Raw genomic sequence first — 24639 nt, forward strand, 5'->3', positions numbered from 1 at the left:
CATAAATATATTCAACCATTTGTTAAACATTTACGTTTAATAAGTGGTTGAATATTTAACTATATACTTTTCTGCCGATGAACCCCAAATTCCGTAACCTTTTTATTATTGGCGGCACCGTTGCCTTATTGCTGCTTATTGTGCAGGCCATTATAACCTACCCCGAAATAAGCATGTTGGGAATATTGTTAAACGCCCTGCCTGCGCTATTCCTTTACTACCTGGCTTATAAAACCTATCATGAGCATAAGGACGGCGAATTGATGTAAATTGAAGATGGTTACATTGCTTTTGGTTATAATAATCTTTAATTTTGAATATGGATGCATTGATCGTATATCCCGAAAATAAAGAACAATTGGCGGCCATAAAGGCAGTTATGAAAGCGATGAAAATTACCTTTGAACAAAAGAGTGAGGTTTACCCTGATTATGTTGTACAAGGCGTAAAAGAATCTTTGAAACAAGCTAAAGAAGGGAAATTAACGCCCTACACCGGCGTAAGAGACATGCTTGGCCTTTCATGAGCCTTAAAGTTTATTATACCCAACCAGCAAAAGAAACGCTGTTAGTATTATACACATCTATTCAAAGTAAATTTGGAAAACGTTCGGCTGATAAGTTTTTGTTGAAGGTTGAAAAACTATCGATCTGATCAGTGAATTCCCGCTCATGTTTAAATCGTCTTCAATTGACGAGAATGTACGTATTGGGCTAATAACCAGGCAATCTTCGGTGTTTTATCGCGTAACCGACGAATCTATAACCCTTTTGTTTTTTTGGGACACCCGACAAGAACCATTCTTTACCTATTTACCCGAATAATATGCTTAACCTCTTTGTTTTTGGCGCTATAGCCCTGGTAATGTTACTATTTGGCTACCAAATAAAATATAAAAAGAAAGCCAGCCTCATATCCGGGTTCGACGAAAAACTGGTGAGCGATGTTAACGGCCTGTGCAACTGGGTAGGCAACCTCATGCTTATTAACGCTGTTATAGCCCTGATAACCGGCACCGCCATGACTTATTTTCCCGCGCAAATGAACTTTGCATTAATCTTTTTCGTCGGCGGTATCCTGGCAACCTCTGTTTTTGCCATTGCAGGCAAGCGCAGGTTTAGGCGACAGTAACCATGGCATTGCCTGCGGCCCGCGCTATCCGTTCATACTACGCAGGCCTTAGCCACATTGGCCGGTATCCACTGCTATCGCTAATGCTGCAATTAGTGGTGTTGTAAGCCATGGGCAACACATTGGCTTTACCGTACTATAAACTTAAGGGGCACTTCATAAAATTATTTAGTTTATGAACTTTACAGGAATAATCTCATTTTTATCAAAAATTAATGCGACATGAATACGCTATCTGAATTTAAATCATCGTTAAAATTAGAACAGCCCGGTACCGATTTGTCGCCGCAGTTGAAAAGCCTTTGGTATGATGGGAAAGGCGATTGGCACCTTGCGCATGCACAGGTCGATCACCTGGATGACCAGGCATCGGCATGGGTTCATGCCTATTTGCACCGTAAAGAAGGCGACACCTGGAATGCCGATTACTGGTATAACAGGGCACGACAAAGCCGGCCTAACCTATCCCTTGACGAAGAATGGGAACAATTGGTGCAGCACTTTCTTTAACCGTATACCATGCGAAATCAATACATTCCGAATTGTCATATTTTGCAAATCGAAAGTGTAAAGTTTTTATTGATGCATAAAGCATAAAAAAAGCCGCCTTTTTTGGGAGGCGGCCTTAATTTTATTATTTGGTAATCTCTATCTGCTTAAACTTTTTACTGTATTTAAACTCCATAGTGCCATCAGCGTTGATGGTAAAAGCGGTTACATTTTTACCGTCTACCACTATTTTGTGCGGCTTAAATGGTAAGCCGATAACGTTAAAGTGATAGCCCTCGTAGCGCGGGGTGTACAACCCCTCCATGCTTTGGCCTATAGTCAGTTTTCTTGAATTGCCATTTACCACAAATTTCTTCTCCAGGTAAATATCCTGCTCATAGGCAAAAGTTTCGCCGTAATCTTCAAACAGGAAGGAGTTTACTTCGTAGTCGGTATAGTAAACGTTCAGTTTAACTTCTTCAATTTCTTTTTCGCCGGTGTATTGCATTACCGGGTATTCGGGTATTACAGATCCGGCTTTTACAAACAGCGGCATGGTTTGCAACGGCGTGTCAACGGTAACTTCTTTACCGCCTTCCAGCACTTCAAATGTCCAGTAATTGAACCATTTGCCTTTTGGCAGGTACACGTTGCGTTTTATCTGGCCTGGCTCCATTACCGGGCAAACCAAAATTTTATCGCCATAAGTAAATTCGTCCTGGCGGAAGTGGTTTAACAACACATCCTGCTCATGCATTACTACCGGCCTCAAAATAGGGAAACCGTAACGGTGATGCTCCCAAAAAGTGGAGTATAAGTATGGGATAAGCCTGTAACGCAGCTCGATAAACTTACGGTTGATTTCGGTAAACGGCTCGCCAAAGCTCCAGGGTTCACGCTCTTTGGTATCACCTGCAGAGTGCGCGCGCATAAAAGGCGAGAAAGTGCCCAGCTGTATCCAGCGGGTAAATAGCTCGCCATCAGGCTCACCGCTAAAACCGCCGATATCTGTACCGCAAAAAGGTATGCCCGATACTGACATGCGCTGGCATTGAATATTACCTAATTTGAGGTGCTCCCATGAGGCCACGTTATCGCCCGTCCACGCGGATGAGTAACGTTGTACGCCCGAGTATCCCGCCCTGGTAATAGTAAAAGGGCGCTTATTTTTCATGATCTTACGCAAACCTTCGTAGGTTGAGCGTACCATTTGCATTCCGTAAACATTATGCGCCTTGCGGTGCGACCCACGGTGCCCATCATATTGATGACGGACATCATCGGGGAAGGTGCCTGCTCCAAAAACGGCAGGTTCGTTCATATCATTCCAAACGCCGGCCACGCCCATCTCTACCAACTCCTCAAATAAGCCCCCCCACCATTCGCGTACTTCGGGATTGGTAAAATCCGGAAACTGGCAGCGGCCCGGCCAAACATGGCCTTCCATAAAGTAATCATCGCTGCGGCGGCAAAAATATCTATTTTCCTTACCTTCTTTAAACACCCAATAGTTATCATCAACACGGATACCCGGATCAATAATTACAACGGTTTTAAACCCATCGGCAGCCAGTTCGCTGATCATTTTCTTAGGGTCGGGGAAGTATTTCTTATTCCAGGTAAAGCAGCGGTATCCATCCATATAATCGATATCCAAATAGATACCATCGCAGGGGATTTTATTTTCGCGAAAGCCTCTGGCAATCTTCCGCACCTTAGCCTCGGGATAATAGCTCCAGCGGCATTGGTGATAACCCAGCGCCCAAAGCGGTGGCATGGGGTGTGTTCCGGTTAAAAGGTGGTAGCTTTTTACCACATCCATCATGTGTGGGCCGTGGATATAATAATATTGCAGTTCGCCGCCATCAGCCCAAAAACTGGTTTTGGTTTTATCTTCGGCGCCAAAATCAAAATGCGCTTTAAAGGTGTTATCAAAAAAGATACCATGTGCTATGCCCTCATTTACACTAATGTAAAAAGGGATACTGCGGTAAAGCGGGTCCTGGTTCCAGGCAAACGAATACGCGTCGGTGTTCCAGTTTTTCAACCTTTTACCGCGCAGGTTAAGCTCGGTAGGCTTATCGCCCAGGCCAAAAAAACTTTCGTCTTTGGCGCAGGTTTTGGTGCAAAATACGTAGTAGCCACCAAATTGAACATTCTCTTCCCAGTGCATAGGCACAGCATCTGAACTGGTTACATGGTTATTGCTGTCAGAAAACGAAATGAAAAAATCCTTTTTACGGATGTGGCAATTTATGGCTTTAGTTGCCACACGAAACTCGTTGTCATCCTCGTACAACGTGAACGCGGCTGCTTTATGCTCCAGTGTGGGTACAGCGTAAGAGAATTCTTCAAGGAAAACGCTGTGCGGCGCCAATCTTACGCGAATAATCTCGTCGGTAACAACAACAACTTCTACTTTGGCATCGCCATCGGTAAAATAAAATTTATTGCCTATCTGGTCGGCATGGTTTGGTATGCCAAGGTATTTTTTAATGATGGGTTTTATGCCATCGGCGGGGTTATTAAGGTGATGAAACTCCTCTTCCTCTTCTTCTTCCAGCAAGTTTTTAATCTCAACTATCTTACTGGTTAGCTCTTCCGGATTGGGTGTGTTACTTTCCATTCAAATTATTTAACGGGGTTTGTGCAAATATGTATAATGTGTACTTACTACGCAATATACAACATTTGATTTGAGGAAAAATCATTAACCGAGGTAGTTTTTAACGTTTTCTTCAATTTGAAGCCTCTATTATTTGAATTCTCTTACCATCTTGCACAAAAAACGACAATAACGCTGCCATAATTGTAAATACGGCCTGTTAAAAAACCGTAAACCGCACAGTTATTCTTCTTCTTTTATACGAAGTGTTAGCAAAGCTGCCAGTATCATAAGGCAACCACCTATTTCAACTGCCAGTAACCTGTCATTATTTAACCAGTGCGACATGATCCAGCCAAAAAGCAATGAAGCCAATATTTCCGGCAACACAATAAAGAAATTAAATATCCCCATATAAATGCCCACCTTATTTTCGGGCAAACAACCACCAAGCATAGCATAAGGCATTGATAATATGCTCGCCCAGGCAATACCTACACCAGTCATAGATACATATAACATATTGGGACTATGAATAAATGATACCGATATTAAGCCCGCAGCACCAGCCAGCAAACAAAGCATATGGGTATACTTTCTACCTAATTTAGCTGCAATGAATGGGATAAAAAAAGCAAAAACAAAGGTAACCAGGTTATAATATGACAGCGTAAGTCCGGCAAATTCTACTCCTTTGGTATAAAGAGCATCCTTTTCGCTAACAGCGCCAAATACGTTTCTTGCTACAGCCGGCGAATAATAAAACCACATTAAAAACAAGCCGGGCCACGTAAAAAACTGTACCAATGCCAGCTTACGCATCCGTTTGGGCATATTTACTATGGCATGAAAAATTTCGGATGCGCCTGCTCCAAAGCCGCGTTTTTCTTCTTTTTTCTTTTGCAGCTCATTAATATCTGCCGGGGGGTATTCGGTACTGGTACAAACAGTATAAACAACCGCCGTAATAAATGCCACCGCGCCAATATAAAACGAATAACGTACAGTAGCCGGTATACTGCTGCCAATAAGGGAGTTATGTACATTAAACCAATGGCTCATCATCCAGGGTAATGCTGATGCGATAATCGAACCCAAGCCTATAAAAACACTTTGCATTGCAAACCCTCGGGTACGCTGATCGTCGGGTAGTTTATCCGTAATAAATGCCCTGAAAGGCTCCATACTTACGTTTATGGATGTATCCATAATCCATAACAATCCTGCAGCCATCCACAGGGCTGATGAATTAGGCATAAAAACGAGCGTTATTGTACTGATAATAGCGCCAACTAAAAAATATGGCCTGCGCCTACCCAACCTTGAATGCCAGGTATGATCGCTCATATAACCAACAATTGGTTGTACTATTAAACCGGTTAACGGAGCCGCTAAAAATAGCATAGGTATCTTATCGGGTTTGGCGCCCAGGTACTCATATATGGCACCCATATTTGCCATTTGCAAAGCCCACCCAAACTGGATACCCAAAAAGCCAAAGCTCATGTTCCAGATTTGCCAGAAACTTAATCTTGGCTTTTGTAATATTTTATTCATCACGTTGGTTTATTTGTCGCCAGTTAATTGGTTCACTGGTTCATTCGTTCATTGGTCTTGTCTGGCCGGCACTACGCTATAATATGTCATTGCGAGGTACGAAGCAATCGCAAGGATGCAAAGCGGATATGCATAGTTCGCGATTGCTTCGTACCTTATAATGACGTCCATGTAAGTTATTGATAATCAATAGCTGTTTTTTAAACGTCATAACGGTTTTTTTCAGGGATACCCCTGATGGGTACTCGCAATGACATAGTTTACTAAAACTCCAGCATCAACCCGCTACTCGCTCCTACAGTTACTTCAACACCATTTTTTATATCATCTGTATTGAATTTGCTGCCGCTGAGCAGATCTGTAAATTGCTGTTTGCCGTTTATATTTAATTTATGTAACAGGTCGTCCGGCAGTTTTATGCTTAATTTGCGGGCATCCCGGTTAAAATTGGTTATCACTAATATACGCTGATTATTGGTATAACGCAGGTATATATACATTTTGGTGTCGAACCCCGGCTGGTGCTCATTGGCCATCATCAGCTCATAAAAAGCGCCGGTTTTAATGGCCGGGCTGTTGTGCACGGCGTTAAGCAGGGTGCTATAGAAACCCCGCAGCTTTTTTTGATCATCAGATAGTTTACCGCCATCATAAGCACCGCCGTTAAGCCATTTCTGGTGTTCGGGTACACCCCAATAGTCAAATATCGAACTACGGCCATCGTTACCGCTAAACCCTTCGCTGCCTGCGCCGGGTTCGCCAACTTCCTGACCGGAGTATATCATCACCGGCCCGGTGTTTAGCGTTGCTGTTATAATCATGCCCGGCACGGCCAGCCACGGATTGCCGGCAAAATCAGGCGATGCAATGCGTTGCTCGTCATGGTTTTCCATAAAGCGGAGCATGTGCTGGTCAATGCCCTTGCTATCGTGGTTCCAAACCGCGTTGATGCCCCAGGTATTGGTGTGGTAATCGTTACGGGTTAAGTTGCGGATAGTATCGTACAGGCCAACCTTATCGTACAGGTAATCAAAGTGTCCTTTAAAAATATAATCGCTGTATTTGCCTTTATCGTATGCTTCGCCAATGAAAACAATACCGGGATGCTCCGCTTTCATTTTCGGGATTACCCAGGCCCAGAATTCAAGAGGCACCATCTCCACCATGTCGCAGCGAAAACCGTCGACACCTTTAGCAGTCCAGTATTTTAAAATATAGTAAACTTTATTCCAAAGCGGCGGTATCGGGTCAAAATGTCCACGGCGGTGATCCATATAATCAACCCCATAGTTCAACTTCATCGTCTCGAACCAATCATTTATAGATGGTGATGCGCTGAACACATCGTTACCGGTTGCTTTGGCCGGGTTCTCATCAAATTTACCGTCCTTTAATGGGCTTTTAAATTCATCGCCACCCGGATTGTATCCCGCAGGTACTACAAAAGGCTGCCCCGGTATGTAGTAAAAGTCATTTTGCGGACTAAAGCCTTTGCTTTTATCATCATCCTGACCAAAATCGCGCACGCCGGCCGGTTTTACGTCAGATGCATAAGTACGGGCCACGTGGTTGGGTACCAGATCCATCAATACCTTTAACCCGTTAGCATGGGTACGTTTTATTAACTCCTCAAATTCGCCAATGCGGTTTTTCACGTCAACAGCAAGATCGGGGTCAATATCATAATAATCCTTGATAGCATAAGGCGAGCCTGCCCTTCCCTTCACAATATCCGGGTCATCGGCCTTAATGCCGTAAGCCGAATAATCGGTCATGGTGGCGTGCTCAATTACACCGGTATACCAAACGTAGGTAAAGCCCATTTTTTTTATCTCGTGCAGGGCTTTATCATTAATATCGTTCAGCTTACCAACGCCATTCTCTTCAATGGAACCGTTGGTTTTATTGAGCGTTTTGGTATTGCCAAACAAGCGGGGCAATAGTTGGTATATGATCAGCTTATGATCGGCAGTAGTTTGTTCCATTTTTCTTTTTTTGGGGTGATGTTGGGCAAAGCTGTTTTGAAATGCCAACGATGTCAATAAAATAAATACCACTTTTTTCATTATCCCTGGCAGGCCTCCGACCGTTCCTTGATCACCTTTAATATGTTTTGCTGAATATCCTTCATTACCCACGTAGCCCAAAGGCCTGCATAAAAGTTAAAGGTGGTATTTAGTTTAAAATTACTGTATAAGCGGAGTTTGCAATGACCGGGATCAATTTGCTCCAACTCGTAAGTTCCATTCAGCACATCAAAAAACTCGCCACCTACAACAATGTGCTTATCCATAGTAGTAGAAGGAATATCATACGGGTTGGCATGAATAGTAAACGTCATAGATCGGAGGTCACTATATTGGGTTACAGTTTCATCAAACACCAGCCCTTTATCAAATATGGCCTTACGTTTGCCGCCAACAGCTTCTGTATCCAACTCTGCACTTATTGGGCGTGGGAAACCCAGAGACCTTGTGAAAACAGCGCTATCTTGTTTCTTATCTATAGCGCTAACACGAGTTACATTGCGCCAAACGGAAACATTTCCGGCATTGATAACTATTTCGGTGTAAGCCTTATAATTGCCTGGAATTGCGCCTATGGCTTTTTCTATAGGAGCCATAAAAAAGGGCAGCAATAAAACTATATATACAAAGTTTTTGGTTTTATCGCGCTTTTTAAGTTTAAAATGCCGTGCAGTAATACCACCTAAACCCGCCACTATTAAAAATATCGGCATGATCATTATCCAGCATGCAATACCCTCCAGGCTAAAAAAAAGAGTGATTAAAAAAAATATGAACATCGGCACAAAGGGTATAAAAAATGCCTTTGCCGAACTTTCTATAGTTTCGGTTTTGCATAAATAAACCGTTAAATAACCGACAGCATAGGGCAAACCAATTAAAAATGTTACTGACATTACCGCAAAAAGACCACCAAGCCCATCACTTGTAAATACGCGATGAATTATCAGGGAAACAAAAACTGCAACTGCTACCGCTATAATATATTGTTGGTTACGGCCTAAATTCATTACGCCTCAACCAATAATTCGTCGTTGGCTTTTACCAACTGATCTTTACCATAAACAGATACCGTAGTTTCCACATCCGACAGGTTTTTAATATTCACGCCATCCTTGCTCACTTTGATATTGAGCAATGATCCGCGGAAACCAATATGGAACGAGAACGAGGCCCATTTTTCGGGAATAAACGGCTGGAACAGCAGTTTGCCGTCCCTTACACGCATTCCGCCAAAGCCTTCTACAACGGCCATCCAGGTTCCGGCCATCGAGGTGATGTGGCAGCCATCTTCGGTATCATTGTTATAATCGTCCAGATCTAACCGCGCGGTACGCAGGTAAAATTCGTAGGCACGGGCCTCGTCGCCCAGTTTTGCGGCCAAAATAGCGTGCACACATGGCGATAATGACGACTCATGCACGGTGCGTGGCTCATAATAGTCAAAGTTTCGGCGGATGGTATCAATATCGTATTCATCTTCAAAAAAGTAAATCCCCTGTAATACGTCGGCTTGTTTAATGTAGCAGGAGCGCAGGATCCTGTCCCAGCTCCATTTTTGGTTCAGCGGGCGGTCTGTTGCCGGCAGGTCTTTTACTAATATCTGTTCTTTATCCAGGTAACCGTCCTGCTGTAAAAATATGCCCTGCTTTTCATCATGGCCCAGGTACATATTTTCAACAATATGGCCAAAGCGGCTAAACTCTGCAGCTTCATCCAGGTCGATCCTGGCCGCGAGGGCATCGTATTTTACCTTATCGGCAGCCTTCACTTTTTCGGCAACTTCCATGGTATATTTCATACACCAAACGGCCAGCATACTGGTATACCAGTTATTGTTTACGTTATTTTCGTACTCGTTTGGCCCGGTTACACCCAGCATTACATACTGTTGCTTATCCTGCGACCAGCTTACCCTTTGCGACCAGAACCTGGCTATCGCTATTAATACTTCAAAACCATAATCGGCCAGGTATGCTTTATCTTCAGTATAGCGCACATAATTAAAAATAGCATAAGCGATAGCGCCATTCCGGTGAATTTCTTCAAAAGTGATCTCCCACTCGTTATGGCATTCAGTACCATCCATAGTAACCATGGGATATAATGCTGCCCCGTTTTTAAAGCCCAATAAAGCCGCATTCTCGATAGCCTTGCCCAATTGTTTATACCGGTAAAGCAGCAGGTTGCGGGTAACTTTTTGCGGTGCGGTGGCCAGGTAAAAAGGCACACAATAAGCCTCGGTATCCCAATAGGTTGAGCCGCCGTATTTTTCGCCGGTGAAGCCTTTGGGGCCTATGTTCAGGCGGTCATCCTCGCCGGTATAAGTTTGGTTAAGCTGGAAAATATTAAAGCGGATGGCCTGTTGAGCCGATTCATCTCCTTCTATGATGATATCGTTGTGTTTCCATTTTTCGGCCCAGGCAGCGGCTTGTTCGGCCAGCATGGTATCAAAACCTTTAAGGCTGATGCGATCTAAAGTAGCTGCCAACGCGGCAACCAGGTCTTCGGGTTTATGATTTTGCGACGACAGGTTAGCAACGTATTTGATAATGCTGATGCTTTGGCCCGGTTGTGCCTGCAATTCAATTTTTGATGCTACGTATTTTTCTTTCGATATCGCTGTTGTTTTTGGCCGGATAATTTCGCCGTTTTGCAAAACGCTGAATTTCATACCGGTCGCCACTTCAAAACCGGTTTTTTTGGTACGCATTACAACATATCCTCCATCGGGCTGGTTGGCTTTGCTTAATTCATCCCAAAACTTTTCGTCGTAGTTGGAGTCTTTGTTCATTACATCACCATCAATAGCCGGGGTAATAGTGATGGTACCGCTAAAATTTAGTGGGGTAATGGTATAATTAATAGCCGCGGTTTCGTCATCAACCATACTGCAAAAGCGGCAGGCCTCAACCGATACTTCTTTGCCAGATGCGGTTTTGGCAGTGAAAGTACGTTTCAGGTAGCCTTCCTTCATATTCAATTCACGGCGGAAGCTGGTAACCTCGCATTTGACCAAATCCAACTGTTCGCCATCTAAAACTACATCAATAATTGTCCAGTTAGCAGCGTTCAATACTTTGGCAAAATATTCAGGATATCCGTTTTTCCACCAGCCTACACGTGTTTTATCGGGATAATAAACCCCGGCAACGTAATTACCCAATAATGTTTCGCCGCTATATGCCTCTTCAAAGTTGGCGCGCTGCCCCATCCTGCCGTTACCCAGGCTAAATATGCTTTCAGATACCTGGTGATGGTGCGCATCAAAGCCTTCTTCGATTATTTTCCACTCATCAACTTTAATATAGTCCTTCATTGAATTGCAATTGTAATAATGTTTAAGCCTTGGTATGTCATTGCGAGCGTAGCGTGGCAATCGCGAACTTTGCAAATCCGCTTTGTAAAGTTCGCGATTGCTTCGTCGTTCCTCCTCGCAATGACATATCGAGGGCTTCTTATAATTTAAATAATTTATCTAACGTCATTTCATTCAACCCACTGATTACCAAATCAGCATCAAGCACACCCGGCTGGCCTATGCCAACTACTTTCATGCCGCCGGCTTTGGCTGCCTCTACCCCGGCAATGGCATCTTCAAATACCACGCATTCTTCGGGTTCAACACTTAGGGCTTTAGCGCCCTCCAAAAAAACTTCGGGGTCGGGTTTGGCTTTGCTTACCTTATTGCCATCAATAACCGCATCAAAAAGGTTGGTGATACCAGTTTTGTTGAGGATGGTCATGGAGTTTTTGCTGGCCGAACCTAAGGCAATCTTGATGCCCGCTTTGCGGCATATTTCTACAAACTCCTTTGCGCCCGGCAATATTTCATCAGGTTTCATCTGGTTAACCATTTCCATGTACCAGGTATTTTTCTGAGTGGCTAAAACCTCCTGCTCCTCTGCAGTTTTAGTTACGCCTCCCCAGCCTAAAATAAGCTCGAGCGAGCGTACTCTGCTTACGCCTTTCAGCTGTTCGTTCTGGTGCTCGGTAAAATCGAAGCCCAACGAGTTGGCCAATCTTTTCCAGGCTTTGTAGTGATAAACGGCTGTATCGACAATTACTCCATCCAGGTCGAAAATACATGCTTTAATATTGTTCATTGTAACTTTTTAGATACGCGGCTCAAAGCCACTAAGATATAATTTTTAATGAGTACCGCCGGGTAATATTTCGAGTACCAAAGCTGTTTTGCCAGGTATGGTGATGCTGCCCAGGTCAACCGGCTCATCTGTTATCACGTTGCGGGCCTTTTTTGCATCGCCAATTCGTTCAAAATACCGGTCAGTTGTCGTTGTTTGATCCTTATCGCTGCTGTTGAAAATAACCATTACCGTTTTGGCAGCATCATACCTGAAGTACACATAAATACCTTTTTCGGGTACAAACTGCATCATTTTGCCCGTTTGCAGGGCGGTTGTACCTTTGCGGTAATTGGCCAGCTTGCTTACGTAATTAAATGCTTCGTTTTCCTTTTTACTGCGGCCATCAGCGGTAAATTTATTTTCTTTATCACCTTTCCATCCGCCGGCAAAATCCTCGCGCACTAAACCATCAGGATCGCTGTAATTTTTCATCAGGATCTCATCGCCATAATATAATTGCGGTACGCCACGCATGGTAAGCAGCATTGCCATGGCCGATTTGTATTTGGTAAAATCTTCTTTCACTACAGATAACAGGCGGCTCATATCGTGATTGTCCACAAATATGGTGTTGCGGGTAGCATCCTGGTATAAAAAGTCCTGCGCTATAACCGAGTACAGGCGGCCAACGCCATCTGTCCAGCCGTCATTACCGTTCAAAGCTTCATAAATCGCATCCTTCAATACGGCATCGGTTACGCCGGGCAGGTGGGTATCCATGCCACGGTTAACGGTATTGCCCTGTGTAAAAAATGCCTGGTTGGCAGCCGACCATACCAAGGTTTCGCCAAAAATGGAAAGTCTTGGAAACTCGGCTTTGACGTCCTGCGCCCATTTGGCCATATATGCCGGATCGTTATACGGATAGGTATCTAAACGAAAACCATCAATACCCGCATACTCTACCCACCAGATGTGGTTTTGGGTAAGGTAATTTTGCACGTATGGATTATTCTGGTTCATATCGGCCATACGATGGTCAAACCAGCCATCGGCCATCAGCTTCTTGTCCATTGGCGACGCATGCGGATCCATCACCGCTGCATCCCTAAAGTTTGATTTAGTATATTTTGGCCATTGATGTACCCAGCTTTTCATCGGCATATCCAAAATGGTATAACCCTCGGTGCCGGCGTGATTATGTACAAGGTCTTTAATCACCTTCAGGCCCATGCTGTGGCATTTTGCTACAAACTTTTTATACAACTCGTTGGTACCGTATCGTGGGTCTATTTTATAATAATCTGTAACGGCGTAGCCATGGTATGATGCGTGCGGCTCGTCGTTCTCAATTTCGGGGGTCATCCATATGGCAGTTACACCCAACGCCTTTAAATAATCAAGGTGGTTCATCACACCCTGAATATCGCCGCCGTGACGACTGTACATCGAATCGCGGTGAACGCCTTTCTCGCGCAGGTTATCAAATGAATCGTTGCTTTCATCGCCGTTGCTGAAGCGATCGGGCATGATGAGGTAGATGAGATCTTTGCTGGTTACACCCTGGATACGGCCGGCAGATTTGTCGCGTTTATTCAAGGTATATTGGTAAACCAGGTCCTTTTCACCGGCCTTTGTAAATTTTATCGGGAACGTTCCCGGACGTGCGGATGAAAAAAGTTGCAGATCGATGAATAAATAATTTGAGTTTTCGACTTTGTGCACCGCTTTGACCTTAACACCTGGGTAATTAAGTACCACATTACGGCCCGCAATATTATTGCCATGCACTATCAGCTGCAGGTTGGGGTTGCTCATGCCTACCCACCACGACATAGGCTCAACACGCTCTAAAGCAGGCATTTGTGCCGAAGCGCCCAACGCAAGCACAAAGCTGCATAAGGCAAAGAGTAACGTTTTCTTCATATAATAAAACAGGTAAAAAAGTATAATTGGCTACGGCCGGCTTTTAGGCTTAACCGCGTTTCAAATTTATAATAAAATTGATTTGTTGTATATTAATTTAAATAATTATTGAGCGGACGGGATTTATATGGCGCAGACGACTCACCCCGACGAGGCTACGCCCGTCGGCCCCTCTCTCCGACTGCGTCGCATAGAGGGGCGGAAAAATGAAAAACAAGTAAAAAAAATAAAATGTTTTAACCCTCTTTGCGGCGCAAGCCGGAGAGAGAGTGGCCCAGCGAAGCGTCGGCCGGGTGAGTCGTGCCCGCGTTCAAAGCCGATGTTTAAGTTTCACACAAACAACTGTATCAAAAACATCCCTATCCAATCAATAAAAATCTATATTTATCCCACCAAACATTACACATGGAGCGCGAATTTAGGCTATCAATTGGTTTCCGGATATTTTCCGGCCTGTTACTGTCCGTCTTAATCTTATTTTTCCTCGGGTTGGGCTTATCCGGCCTTAATGTACCCGGCAAGCACGGTTTAAGCGCTTTATTGTTTTGCTTCGTCGTTGTAATACCATGCGTATTGATGCTCATCAACGTATTCAGGAGCAGGGTTACCGTATCCGATTACAGCATCACCCGCACTACTGCTTTTGGAACAAAGGAGTTATTATGTGTCGATGTAAAAGGCTGCCGGGTAGGCGAAAAAGTAATATATATCGATCCGCTTGAGGGGGCTGCATCGCCCAAAATCACCATTAACAATTACCAGGATTTTAAGGATAGCGACGAACTCAAAAAATGGATCAGCGAAAAATTCACGGATCTTTACGGCGTATCCTTATCCGCCGAAAAACAAAAATTTTTGCAAAACAAAAAATATGGCCTTACGAAAGCAGAACGTAAAAACAAGCTAAAAAAGGGAAAAAAAATAGCGCTGATTTACAACGTTGCGGGGTTTGTACTGCTATTTGCCATGATCCCGGTTAATAATAGGCCTGTTGCTGCTTTAATTATGATGGGGTATCCGCTGTTGGGCGTAACCATTATAGTTGCCGGCCGGGGCGTAACCAGGTTTCTAAGTTCGGGCAAGGTAAGCGTTTACCCGTTTGTAGGGTTTGGCATTACTATGCCCATATTTATCATGCTGTTTAAATCATTAAACCAATTTAATATTTACAGTTATACCAATACCTGGTTTCCCTGCCTGGGCATTGGCGCAATGCTGTTTACCATACTTTACCGCTGGGGTACAAACAGTTCCCTGCCATCGAAAACCGCGCAGGCACTCATTATGCTGTTGATATCCGGTTTGTATGGCTTTGGTACCACCATGCAACTTAACTGCGCGTTTGATAGTTCGACGCCTAAACAATATAAAACTACCGTTCTTGACAAAACCATTAAGCGGGGTAAAAGCACTACCTATACGCTTGCCCTAAAGGCCTGGCAACCCCATGGTACAGCCAAAAGTATAGATGTTGACCGTGGCACCTACCATGCCACCCAAATAGGCGACACCGTAAATGTAAGCATCCGCAAGGGCTTGCTGCACATACCCTGGTTTTACCTAATAAATTAATTACCCCATCTAAATAAAGCGCATTTTGAACAAAGAATACCCCCTAAGCACCCGCTGGAAAATTTTCTTATACCTATTGGCCGTAGCCCTGGTAGTAATTTGGGGTTGCTTGTACCCAATAGTTTCGTACGCTCAGGATCTCCTTGAAAAGGGCCACTGAGCTCGCCTGCTTAGTGCTAACCGTTGTAATTTTGCTACCCGAATCCCTCAGGGTCCTCTATTCAGAAAGACCCTGAAGGTACATAGAGGGGCGGGGAAAGGAAAAAAGATTTAAAAAAAATGTCTTAACCCTCTTTGCGGCGCCAGCCGGAGAGAGGGTCGCCGGCGTAGCCTGGCGGGGTGAGTATCCGCCCGCGTTCAAAACCCATGTTGATAAAATTTCTTTATCTTTATTTGGAATAATTACAAATAAAGATAATAATTGTTGATGTGGAAAAATGAATACAAAAAAAGCTTAATACTATTTGGATTAATTATAAATAAACGCAATCTTTGTAATGTTATATGATTGCGACACTTACTCAAACAACTCACTGGACCGATGTTTTTAAAACAACAAAAGGAGCCATTTATCAATGCGACGAAGAGCGCTGCTGGTATGTTGATTTTGCCGGAAAGGTTGCCAAATTTGATTACCGTTGTTTATTAAAACTCCGTAAGGCAGTTTATCATATAGATATTGAGCATGCCCTGCTTAATACCACCAAAGATCCCGATGTGGAGATCATCTTTATCTGCGCCTGCGACCACTGCTACGTTTTAACCCTTGTACAAATTATAGCCCTGAAAGAACTGCTGGAAGGAACCTTTGTGATGCTGGAGTTGAACCACATATTGCACGATAAGTTAGTCATTAGTCATTAGTCATTAGTCATTAGTCATTAGTCATTAGTCATTAGTCATTAGTCATTAGTCATTAGTCATTAGTCATTAGTCATTAGTCATTAGTCATTAGTCATTAGGGGCAAGTTGACATTGATGAAGATTGTTTTAACTATTTAACATAATTGCACTCACACCTCACACCTCACACCTCACACCTCACAACTCACAACTCACAACTCACAACTCACAACTCACAACTCACACCTCACAACTCACACCTCACAACTCACAACTCACAACTCACAACTCACAACTCACAACTCACAACTCACAACTCACAACCCTCTATTTAGATTAAATTCATATTAACTTTATATTGAACAATATAAGATTATAGCGTTATTATTGTATAACATCCTGCACAGGCATATAATAACCAACCAATTTAATCCATCATGAAAGATCTACTCCGCATAAAAAGCCTTATTTCTACCGATCTTGAAGTGCTTTTAAACCAACAAGTAAAAAAGGAAGCATACTCTTCGTCAGTATATTTATCAATGGCATCCTGGTGTAACCGTAATGGTTATGATTTTTCGGCCGATTACTTTTTTAAACAAGCCGAAGAAGAAAGAATGCACCAGTTAAAATTTTTTAAATACATTCTCGATATGGGTGGGAATTCTGTATCGCCGGAAATTACCGGCATTAAACAGGAATACAACTCGTTTCGCGAGGTGTTTGAAGAGGCTTTGGACCAGGAAATCAGCGTTACCAATTCTATCAAAAACATTTATGCCCGCTGCATGAAAGAGCAGGATTTTGTTACCATGGAGTTTTTAAACTGGTTCCTGAAAGAGCAGCGCGAAGAAGAATACAAAGCACGCCGCGCCCTTGAACTATTTGAAGTTATCGGCGAAGAAGGTACCGGCCGCTGGCAAATTGACAAACATGTTGGCGAAATAAAATATAACAGCGAGGCGTAAAGCCTCCCCCTACCCTATCCAAAGGAGAGGGTTTTGAAAATCAAGTCCTTTTGCGTATTGCAAGGGGACTTTTTTTTGATCTTCATTAAAGCTTAAAACGCATAATTCTTCCCTTTGATATAGTAGGTAACGGGCAAATGCGTTTTTTCAAACTTTTCATACCCGGGCTTAAGCGTTTTCCAGAAAGCCATGTATGGTTGGCGGCTGTAAAAATCCATGTGCGCGTTATCCATCCTGAAGGGAAAGATATCCAGGCTGATCTTTTGCTGGCCGGCCTCAAAAGCTTTATAAACCAGGGTATAAATCTCTTCAATGCGGGCGTCCGTCATGGCGTAACAACCGATAGATGCGCAGTGCCCGTGTATCATAATAGCATTGCCGGTATAGCCCTTTAACTGCTCAACCGTGTTGGGATAGCCCACATTAATAGCCAGGTAATAGTTGCTTACCGGGTTTAATTGTTTTGGTTCGATGGAGTAAAAACCTTCTGGGCTTTTATTATCGCCCTTTTTGGTTTTGGTGCCCAGGTTGCCCGAGTAATAACAAATCTGGTAAGTTTTAAACAGCTTGTATTTATTGCCTGTCTTTTTCCAAACTTCCAACGCGTCTTGGTCTTTAAAAATGCGGATGTAAATGGGTGCTTCCCCTTTAAAACCCTTATCGTTTAATTCCCTTTGTAACCGGGGCCACACCGTAGCACGCGCATCACCGGCCCGTTTGCTATCCGGCAATTTGGGCCGAGGGCTGACAATAATTAAATATGAAAACAGCAGGATCAGGAATAATTTGGGCATTGGATAAGGTACTTATCCGCCTATAACGAAAGATTTAGTTAATATATTATCCGCGATTAAAAATATGAAGATACCGCCAATACAAACGCCGACAATTCGTCCCGGATTACAGCAGCATCGCCCGTTCGGCAGCACGTAGCCCACTATCCAGTGCAGCTTCAACGGTACCCATTGCAGCACCGTTGTATAAGTACTCTCCGGCGAAAAAAATAGTATGCTCTACCGGTTTATTTAAAACCAATCGCGCCTGGTCGGCCTCCACCGTATCATAAGCGTAAGAGCCACGGGTAAATTCATCAGCCGTCCAGTTCACTATGTGGTAGTTAAGGAGTTTTTGTTTGAGTTGCTGCTCGTCCCGGTTAAAAATAGTGGCCAATGATTGCAGGCTTTGCTTTAGTATTTCAGTATTATGGGTATCCGTTTTTTCGGCAGCTTCGGGGCCACCTATCCAGCCGGTTAGGATGTTGGTATGTTGGGGCGCCTGTGTCCACCAGGTGGGGATTTCTTCGGTGCTAAACAGGTAGCCTATGTCGCTAAGGCTTTTACCGGCCAGTTTTTCGGTTTGTTTATCGCCCCAAAAGGCTTCATCAAACTCCAGCAGGATTTTTATTACCGCCCCAAAGCCTAAAGCATTGATGGCTTTGGCATGATCCGGAATTTCGGGGTTAAAGCTGATCGCCTCCGAATCACCTGCATTAACCTGCAGCACGCCAAGGGGTAAGGCCACTATCAATTGCTTTGCCGTATGGGTACAGCCAACACTGGTAATCACTTTTACCCGCTTTTGCTGCCAAAAAATCTTTTTTACTGCCGAATTTAAGTAGATGTGACCACCGGCAGCAGTTATCTCGTCTGCCAAAAAACCGGTTAATTTACCGTAGCCACCTGCTACACGATATTGTGCTCCCATATCTTCAGATTGCCATTCGCGGCGCAGGGAAAACGCACTGGCTTTTTTGGGGTCGGCGTTATCATAGCCGGATACATATTGGCGTACCGATTCCCTTAAACGACGGTATTTTTCGCCCTTAAACTCCCGGAGCAAAAAGCAGTTGATGCTCATATCCTGCTCTAAATCACCAAGTTCATCCAGGAAATCGTCCCAATGTTCTACAAAGGTTTCGTTCTCTTTAAACTCCCCATCCTCGTACCGCCACATAGATGCACCGGCATGGTTATAGGCGATACCTGCCTCATCCAATAAAGATTTTGTGAGCGGCAAATCGCCGTGGATGAATTCGGCACCCAGTTCGAGCGGTTGTTGGCCGGATGTATTCTCGAGTGTGTGAATGCGGCCGCCTACCCTGTCGCGGGCCTCCAGCACGGCAACTTTTTTACCGGCTTTTGCCAGTGTGCGGGCAGCCATTAAACCAGCCGAGCCGGCGCCTATGATCAATATATCAGTATCTTCCATCGTAATATTATGGTAGGCCAATGTAATTATTGTAATGATACAAAGCGGCATTTGTTTGTCAAATTTGCGGCGAAAAACGGCAACTGCATTCACCGACAAAATCCACTTGCTTACCGGGTTGTTATACCCTGTTCGCCAATATTGGCTTGCTGTGCCTTATATACCGCAGTACTTTTAGGGTATAATTTAAAACTTACGACGATGAACAACGATATAAACACCCTAAACACCCCAAACAACAGCAGAGCAGCCGCAGGGGCAATTTTATTAGTAGCTGGAAGCCTTTTACTGATAAACCAATTCGACTTGTTTTTTATACCCGACTGGCTGTTTAGCTGGCCAATGTGGATGATTGCCTGGGGTACCTATATGGGTGCAAAATATAACTTCAGGAAGCCGGCCTGGATAATTGTTACCCTGGTTGGCGTAGTCTTTTTGCTCGACGAAAACATCCCCGATGCCGACCGCATAGTATGGCCACTGGCCATCATGGCCTTTGGCGCCTGGATGGTGGTTAAGCCACGCAAACACACCGAAGAACAAATTTTCACCCAGCCCAAACAGCCTTTCCATTTTGATAAGCCTGCCGGGCCCGAAGTATAATACATTTTGATTTAATAGTTTTAATTTGAGGGAGGGCCTGTATAGGTTCTCCCTTTTTTTTGAGTGTTAGGGATAGTAACGGGTACCGGCCAATGCGCGTAATGCCTGCAGGCGTATGAGTGGATAGCCCGGCCCCGCTTCTATCAGCGGGGCAACACCATGATGTGTATTTTTAAAACAAAATCGGCAAAAAAATTCAAATAATGTGCAACAGATATCAAGTTTTGAACAAGAAAAATGCATTTTTATACCACATTTTTCGACAACTGGTAAACCACCTGCCAACCACCTGCCGTAACCTTTTAACATACCTGTCGCACATCCTCATAACCCTCCTTCCCTTTTGCTTTACCCCAATTTTCCGGGTGGTAGTTGCCTGTTCGGAATTTTCACGAAAGGAAAATATTTCATTTAACGAAAGATGTTAAATCTTAATCATTGCGTCGTTTAAACACCCCCCAACTTTTTCACCGACAAAACTTACCCCCTTACCGATTACTTTAAATATATCGCCAGTATTTGTTTGGCACATGTATTATGTTACCTTAGTTTTGGGATATGATTTAAAATGCAACTGAACAAATGAACAACGATATAAATTCTCCGCAAAACCCCAACAGAGGCAAAGCCATGGCTGGCATAATATTGCTGATTGTAGGAGCAATATTATTACTAAAACAATTTAGCCTTTTCTTCATTCCCGATCGTATCGAACTATGGCCTTTATGGCTTGTATGCTGGGGCCTATATGTGGGAGCCAAACATAATTTTCAGAAATCATCGGGCCCAATATTAATAGCCATTGGTATAGGCTTGTTTATCATCAACAATGTTGATAATTCCGACAGGATTGTATGGCCGGTTGCCATCATAGCCTTTGGTATGTGGCTTATTGTAAGACGCGGCAAAAGCCATGATCCTGTTACCGGTAAATACAAAACCAAATGGGAAAAAGATTTTGCCGACCCTGCCAACTGGGGCAAAAAAACCGAAAAACCTAAGTTCGACTTTGGTAAAATGGAAGACCCGATTGTTGACTACACCGTAAAAGATGGCGGCGAAATACCACCATTAGGCGAGCCCGCTGCAGCCGGCGCCAACACCCCTCCGCCCGATATGCCGCCTTTTGGCCACCATAACGGCGACGATTACCTGGATACCGTATCCATCTTCGGCGGGGTTAATAAAACCATCCTGAGCAAAAATTTCAAGGGCGGCGATATTGTTAACATTTTCGGCGGGGCCGAGCTCGACTTTACCCAGGCCGATATTGATGGACGCGTATACCTGGATATTACCCAGATTTTCGGCGGCACCAAAATCATAGTACCATCCAACTGGCAGGTAGTATCAGATTTGGCCGCCGTATTTGCCAGCGTAGACGATAAACGCATCCGCAGCACAGCATCAAACGTTAACGGCAAGATACTGGTACTAAAAGGGGTATCGATTTTTGCAGGGGTGGATATCAGGAGTTATTAAGAGAGAGTCAAGAATCAAGAGTCAGGAGTCAAGACTTTGAAAATAAAGGGAGCAGATGCATAGCGGAGAAGACTCACCCGGCTACTCCGTTAGCTAACGGATGGCCACTCTCTCTTCGGCTTCGCCGGAAAGAGGGGCTTGAAAAGTTGAAATTGAACTTTGAATGATTGAAGTATCCACCGTTCAAGCCCCTCTTTCCACCGCAGGTGAAGAGAGAGGGTGGCGGGCGCAGCCTCGCCGGGTGAGTATTAGCCAGCGTTCAAAACCGGTGTGAGTTGGAAACCCAACAAACATCGGGGAGCGATAATGACAGTTATTAATTATCTATAAACAAAAACAAAAAGTCTCCCCCTTCAGGAGGAGATTTAGAGGGGGCTTCTAATCATGAACTGGTACGTAGCAAAATTAGTTTTCAGGGTAATAAGCGGTGATGGCGATCATCAGGCGCAGTTTGATGAGCAGTTGCGGTTAATCAGCGCCGAAACCGAGCTGAATGCCTTTGAAAAAGCTAACAAGATTGGCCATGCCAACCAGGATAGCTTTAAAAATATTGAGCGCCAAACCGTTAAATGGCAATTTATTGATGTGGCCGAACTTAACCGCATCAGCGAACCCACCGACGGCGCCGAACTGTATTACAACATACACGAAACACCCGACGCCGACCTGTACATCGCCTGGGCTCATCACAAGGCGGCGTTGCTGGGGGTGAGGAATTGAGTGAAAAAGAGTCAAGAATTAAGAGTCAAGAATCAAGAATTTAAAATAAAGAAAATGTCATTTCGATAGAGCAGCAGGGGCATGAGCGGGAGGGCGAAAGAGAAATCTTAGACGCCCTGCATTCCGTACCCTCAGGGTCTCTTTGAAAAAGGACCCTGAGGTGTGAGGAGCACAATGCTGTTAGATAAACATAATTCTAAACGACTGGCATTGGCCGCAGGGTCCTCTACCGAGAGACCCTGCGGGGACGAAAAGATTATAAAGTAAATTAACAGAACAACATTTTGGCCATACCAAATTTAAAAGCTTCAAGATTATACGGTGCGTTTGTGGCCTGTGGCTTCGGCTGGGCGGCGTTGCAAACGTATATTATCCATAGTTTTGGTTTTTTGTGGTTCACCTCAACTATTGATGGTTTGCTTAGCGCCGTGCTGCTATCGGGCGCCTGCTGGCTTATTAACAATAACCTGCGCTACTACCAGCCGGGCAAGGGCAGCTATATCAACCTGTTTATATGGGTGGTGGCCCTGGCGGGCATTTGCGCCGCGGGCTGCCGGTATTTGCTGCCGCTGCTTAATACCGATGCCATCTTTGTCAACTTTGTTATTCAATCGTTAACCATCCGCTTTTTTATCAACTTTTTGGCCGTGGGATGGATGGCCATGATCAGCTTGCTGTGGTACTCGCAGCTCGATCAGCGCGAAACCCTGAAACGCAAAACCGAGGCCGAGCAGCTGGCCCGCGATGCCGAGTTGTACAACCTGCGCCAGCAGCTGCAGCCGCACTTTTTGTTCAACAGCCTTAACTCCATTAACGCGCTCATCGGCTTTAAACCCGACCTGGCCCGTACCATGATTCACCAGCTATCCGACTTTTTGCGCGGCACCCTTAAAAAGGACGACCAGCAACAGGTGCCTCTATCCGACGAGCTGGCACACCTGAACTTATACCTGGATATTGAAAAGGTACGCTTTGGCCACCGCCTGCAAACCGAGATCAGTTGCGACCCGCGTTGCGGTGCCGCCCTGCTGCCATCCATGCTGCTGCAGCCGCTGGTTGAGAATGCCATAAAATTTGGTTTGTACGATACCACCGGCGAAGTTACCGTAAGCATCCGTGGCGAAATGGAAGACCATTACCTGGTGGTGATGGTGCAAAACCCTTACGATCCGCAAACCAGCCGCCCTAAAAAAGGTACCGGTTTTGGCTTGCGCGGGGTGCAGCGCCGTTTATATTTGTTATTTGCCCGTAACGACCTGATGGAAACTTACGCAAATGATAATATATTTACAACCATAATAAAAGTACCACAAGTATGAAGCGCGCCCTGATTATTGACGACGAGCCATTAGCCCGCATGGTTGTAATGGAATACCTGCAAAATTTTAAAGATATTGAGCTGATACAGGAATGTAACGACGGCTTTGAAGGCCTGAAAGCCATACAACAGCACCAGCCCGACCTGATATTTTTAGATGTGCAGATGCCCAAAATCAACGGCTTTGAAATGCTGGAACTGGTAGAAAACCCGCCCGCCGTTATCTTCACCACCGCTTTTGACGAGTACGCCATTAAAGCCTTCGAAGCCCACGCTGTGGATTACCTCATGAAACCCTTCAGCAAGGAACGTTTTAACAAGGCTGTCGAAAAATTCCTGGCCACCGCTCCCGAAAAACATACCCCCAAACATACCGAAGAACTGCTGGATGCCGTTGCCGCCCATTCGCCCGCCCAAAACGAGCGCATTGTGGTAAAAACCGGCACCAAAGTAAAAATTATCCCCGTTGCCGACGTTGAATACCTCATGGCCGACGACGACTACGTATCCGTAATAACCAAAGAAGGCTCATACCTCAAAAACAAAACCATGAGCTTCTTCGAACAAACCCTCGACCCACGGCAGTTCGTCCGCGTGCACCGCTCGTATATTATTGCCATTACGCAGATAACACGTATCGACCCTTATGAAAAGGACGCGCATTTGGCTATCCTGAAATCGGGGGCTAAGATCCCGGTTAGTAAAACGGGGTATGTGAAGTTGAAGCAGGTGTTGGGAATTTAACACGATTGAGGGATAAGTACAAGAGCGCTGTCATGCTGAGTGGTAAAATTTCGCGAAATTCTGAAGGGGGAAATGACATGCAATAAGAGAACTGTCATCCTGAACGTAGTGAAGGATCTCCTATGATGAAATTTGTCAGCAAGTAAGGCAATTACTCTTGAAAAGCGATAATAGATTACATAAAGTTATATTTTTCTAATAAAAAAACCAAAGCATGGCCAAGTTTTTTTATTTTCATATGCAGATCAAAAGAGGAAACAGGCGCTGCTGAGGAGCAACCTGCCAGCAATATGATCTGCTGAACCAAGGATAAAGGGTCTCTCACAAGGAGGCCTTTTTATTTATCCTGGTCATGAAT

Annotated in this window: 21 protein-coding genes; 12 read left to right on the plus strand and 9 right to left on the minus strand. The window is 44.4% G+C overall.

From position 1 onward, the window contains the following. Positions 1–77 precede the first annotated feature (77 nt). From AC1DXF_RS26700 to AC1DXF_RS26715, 4 genes are all read left to right on the plus strand, one after another. Positions 78–269, plus strand: coding sequence for a hypothetical protein (locus AC1DXF_RS26700; RefSeq protein WP_477451744.1), 192 nt, complete (start codon positions 78–80; stop codon positions 267–269). A gap of 50 nt (positions 270–319) precedes the next feature. Beyond that, positions 320–526: a DUF2683 family protein gene (locus AC1DXF_RS26705; RefSeq protein ID WP_477451745.1), complete on the plus strand. Its 207-nt coding sequence runs from the start codon at positions 320–322 to the stop codon at positions 524–526. Between the two features lie 299 nt (positions 527–825). Continuing rightward, complete coding sequence (locus AC1DXF_RS26710) at positions 826–1131, plus strand: DUF3784 domain-containing protein (protein ID WP_477451746.1); 306 nt, start codon at positions 826–828, stop codon at positions 1129–1131. A gap of 222 nt (positions 1132–1353) precedes the next feature. After that, positions 1354–1641: a hypothetical protein gene (locus tag AC1DXF_RS26715; RefSeq protein ID WP_477451747.1), complete on the plus strand. Its 288-nt coding sequence runs from the start codon at positions 1354–1356 to the stop codon at positions 1639–1641. Between the two features lie 124 nt (positions 1642–1765). Here the strand turns inward: AC1DXF_RS26715 and AC1DXF_RS26720 are convergent, their stop codons facing one another. The 7 genes from AC1DXF_RS26720 to AC1DXF_RS26750 form a co-directional block, all read right to left on the minus strand. Beyond that, positions 1766–4246 carry a glycoside hydrolase family 31 protein gene (locus AC1DXF_RS26720; protein WP_477451748.1) on the minus strand — a complete coding sequence of 827 codons (2481 nt, stop codon included), beginning with the start codon at positions 4244–4246 and terminating at the stop codon, positions 1766–1768. Between the two features lie 222 nt (positions 4247–4468). Then, positions 4469–5782, minus strand: coding sequence for an MFS transporter (locus tag AC1DXF_RS26725; RefSeq protein WP_477451749.1), 1314 nt, complete (start codon positions 5780–5782; stop codon positions 4469–4471). A 263-nt stretch (positions 5783–6045) separates the two neighbouring features. Further along, complete coding sequence (locus AC1DXF_RS26730; protein ID WP_477451750.1) at positions 6046–7848, minus strand: alpha-amylase family glycosyl hydrolase; 1803 nt, start codon at positions 7846–7848, stop codon at positions 6046–6048. Next, entirely contained in the window at positions 7848–8705 is an 858-nt protein-coding gene (locus tag AC1DXF_RS26735; protein ID WP_477451751.1) for a hypothetical protein, read from the minus strand. The genes AC1DXF_RS26730 and AC1DXF_RS26735 overlap by 1 nt, the downstream gene beginning before the upstream one ends. Before the next feature lie 113 nt (positions 8706–8818). Further along, the gene (locus AC1DXF_RS26740; protein WP_477451752.1) at positions 8819–11128 is read right to left on the minus strand and encodes a glycoside hydrolase family 65 protein; all 2310 of its coding nucleotides are present in this window, start codon (positions 11126–11128) and stop codon (positions 8819–8821) included. Between the two features lie 139 nt (positions 11129–11267). Next, a complete protein-coding gene (pgmB, locus tag AC1DXF_RS26745; protein ID WP_477451753.1) occupies positions 11268–11915 on the minus strand; it encodes a beta-phosphoglucomutase in 648 nt (215 codons plus the stop codon). 45 nt (positions 11916–11960) lie between these two features. Beyond that, a complete protein-coding gene (locus AC1DXF_RS26750) occupies positions 11961–13823 on the minus strand; it encodes an alpha-amylase family glycosyl hydrolase (RefSeq protein ID WP_477451754.1) in 1863 nt (620 codons plus the stop codon). Positions 13824–14228: 405 nt separating this feature from the next. Between AC1DXF_RS26750 and AC1DXF_RS26755 the strand changes: the two genes are divergently transcribed. The 3 genes from AC1DXF_RS26755 to AC1DXF_RS26765 all read left to right on the plus strand — a co-directional run bounded on the left by AC1DXF_RS26755 (position 14229) and on the right by AC1DXF_RS26765 (position 17206). Continuing rightward, complete coding sequence (locus tag AC1DXF_RS26755; RefSeq protein WP_477451755.1) at positions 14229–15395, plus strand: hypothetical protein; 1167 nt, start codon at positions 14229–14231, stop codon at positions 15393–15395. A 504-nt stretch (positions 15396–15899) separates the two neighbouring features. Continuing rightward, a complete protein-coding gene (locus AC1DXF_RS26760) occupies positions 15900–16259 on the plus strand; it encodes a hypothetical protein (RefSeq protein ID WP_477451756.1) in 360 nt (119 codons plus the stop codon). Positions 16260–16675: 416 nt separating this feature from the next. Then, positions 16676–17206 (plus strand): ferritin, encoded by a 531-nt coding sequence (locus AC1DXF_RS26765; protein WP_477451757.1) that lies wholly within the window; start codon positions 16676–16678, stop codon positions 17204–17206. A 92-nt stretch (positions 17207–17298) separates the two neighbouring features. Here AC1DXF_RS26765 and AC1DXF_RS26770 read toward each other — a convergent pair whose 3' ends face one another. Next, positions 17299–18000 carry a L,D-transpeptidase family protein gene (locus AC1DXF_RS26770; protein WP_477451758.1) on the minus strand — a complete coding sequence of 234 codons (702 nt, stop codon included), beginning with the start codon at positions 17998–18000 and terminating at the stop codon, positions 17299–17301. A gap of 106 nt (positions 18001–18106) precedes the next feature. Beyond that, positions 18107–19414, minus strand: a complete 1308-nt coding sequence (locus AC1DXF_RS26775) for a flavin monoamine oxidase family protein (RefSeq protein WP_477451759.1) — start codon at positions 19412–19414, stop codon at positions 18107–18109. Positions 19415–19615: 201 nt separating this feature from the next. On the opposite strand from AC1DXF_RS26775, the gene AC1DXF_RS26780 reads away from it, so the two are divergent. From AC1DXF_RS26780 to AC1DXF_RS26800, 5 genes are all read left to right on the plus strand, one after another. After that, positions 19616–20017, plus strand: a complete 402-nt coding sequence (locus tag AC1DXF_RS26780) for a LiaF transmembrane domain-containing protein (RefSeq protein ID WP_477451760.1) — start codon at positions 19616–19618, stop codon at positions 20015–20017. 582 nt (positions 20018–20599) lie between these two features. Beyond that, a complete protein-coding gene (locus AC1DXF_RS26785; protein ID WP_477451761.1) occupies positions 20600–21499 on the plus strand; it encodes a LiaF transmembrane domain-containing protein in 900 nt (299 codons plus the stop codon). A gap of 384 nt (positions 21500–21883) precedes the next feature. Then, positions 21884–22219: a DUF4288 domain-containing protein gene (locus AC1DXF_RS26790; protein ID WP_439696574.1), complete on the plus strand. Its 336-nt coding sequence runs from the start codon at positions 21884–21886 to the stop codon at positions 22217–22219. Positions 22220–22503: 284 nt separating this feature from the next. Beyond that, positions 22504–23538, plus strand: coding sequence for a sensor histidine kinase (locus tag AC1DXF_RS26795; protein ID WP_477451762.1), 1035 nt, complete (start codon positions 22504–22506; stop codon positions 23536–23538). After that, positions 23535–24281, plus strand: coding sequence for a LytR/AlgR family response regulator transcription factor (locus AC1DXF_RS26800; RefSeq protein WP_090644331.1), 747 nt, complete (start codon positions 23535–23537; stop codon positions 24279–24281). The genes AC1DXF_RS26795 and AC1DXF_RS26800 overlap by 4 nt, the downstream gene beginning before the upstream one ends. The last annotated feature ends 358 nt before the right edge of the window (positions 24282–24639 follow it).

It is taken from the genome of Mucilaginibacter sp. P2_A5 (genome assembly GCF_056404995.1).

Coding starts and splice junctions, on each gene's coding strand:
- AC1DXF_RS26700 (WP_477451744.1), top strand. CDS start 78: ATGAACCCCAAATTCCGTAACCTTTTTATTATTGGCGGCACCGTTGCC.
- AC1DXF_RS26790 (WP_439696574.1), top strand. CDS start 21,884: ATGAACTGGTACGTAGCAAAATTAGTTTTCAGGGTAATAAGCGGTGAT.
- AC1DXF_RS26750 (WP_477451754.1), bottom strand. CDS start 13,823: ATGAAGAAAACGTTACTCTTTGCCTTATGCAGCTTTGTGCTTGCGTTG.
- AC1DXF_RS26735 (WP_477451751.1), bottom strand. CDS start 8,705: ATGTCAGTAACATTTTTAATTGGTTTGCCCTATGCTGTCGGTTATTTA.
- AC1DXF_RS26770 (WP_477451758.1), bottom strand. CDS start 18,000: ATGCCCAAATTATTCCTGATCCTGCTGTTTTCATATTTAATTATTGTC.
- AC1DXF_RS26775 (WP_477451759.1), bottom strand. CDS start 19,414: ATGGAAGATACTGATATATTGATCATAGGCGCCGGCTCGGCTGGTTTA.
- AC1DXF_RS26740 (WP_477451752.1), bottom strand. CDS start 11,128: ATGAAGGACTATATTAAAGTTGATGAGTGGAAAATAATCGAAGAAGGC.
- AC1DXF_RS26760 (WP_477451756.1), top strand. CDS start 15,900: ATGATTGCGACACTTACTCAAACAACTCACTGGACCGATGTTTTTAAA.
- AC1DXF_RS26715 (WP_477451747.1), top strand. CDS start 1,354: ATGAATACGCTATCTGAATTTAAATCATCGTTAAAATTAGAACAGCCC.
- AC1DXF_RS26755 (WP_477451755.1), top strand. CDS start 14,229: ATGGAGCGCGAATTTAGGCTATCAATTGGTTTCCGGATATTTTCCGGC.
- AC1DXF_RS26785 (WP_477451761.1), top strand. CDS start 20,600: ATGAACAACGATATAAATTCTCCGCAAAACCCCAACAGAGGCAAAGCC.
- AC1DXF_RS26730 (WP_477451750.1), bottom strand. CDS start 7,848: ATGAAAAAAGTGGTATTTATTTTATTGACATCGTTGGCATTTCAAAAC.
- AC1DXF_RS26800 (WP_090644331.1), top strand. CDS start 23,535: ATGAAGCGCGCCCTGATTATTGACGACGAGCCATTAGCCCGCATGGTT.
- AC1DXF_RS26780 (WP_477451760.1), top strand. CDS start 19,616: ATGAACAACGATATAAACACCCTAAACACCCCAAACAACAGCAGAGCA.
- AC1DXF_RS26765 (WP_477451757.1), top strand. CDS start 16,676: ATGAAAGATCTACTCCGCATAAAAAGCCTTATTTCTACCGATCTTGAA.
- AC1DXF_RS26720 (WP_477451748.1), bottom strand. CDS start 4,246: ATGGAAAGTAACACACCCAATCCGGAAGAGCTAACCAGTAAGATAGTT.
- AC1DXF_RS26710 (WP_477451746.1), top strand. CDS start 826: ATGCTTAACCTCTTTGTTTTTGGCGCTATAGCCCTGGTAATGTTACTA.
- pgmB (WP_477451753.1), bottom strand. CDS start 11,915: ATGAACAATATTAAAGCATGTATTTTCGACCTGGATGGAGTAATTGTC.
- AC1DXF_RS26705 (WP_477451745.1), top strand. CDS start 320: ATGGATGCATTGATCGTATATCCCGAAAATAAAGAACAATTGGCGGCC.
- AC1DXF_RS26725 (WP_477451749.1), bottom strand. CDS start 5,782: ATGAATAAAATATTACAAAAGCCAAGATTAAGTTTCTGGCAAATCTGG.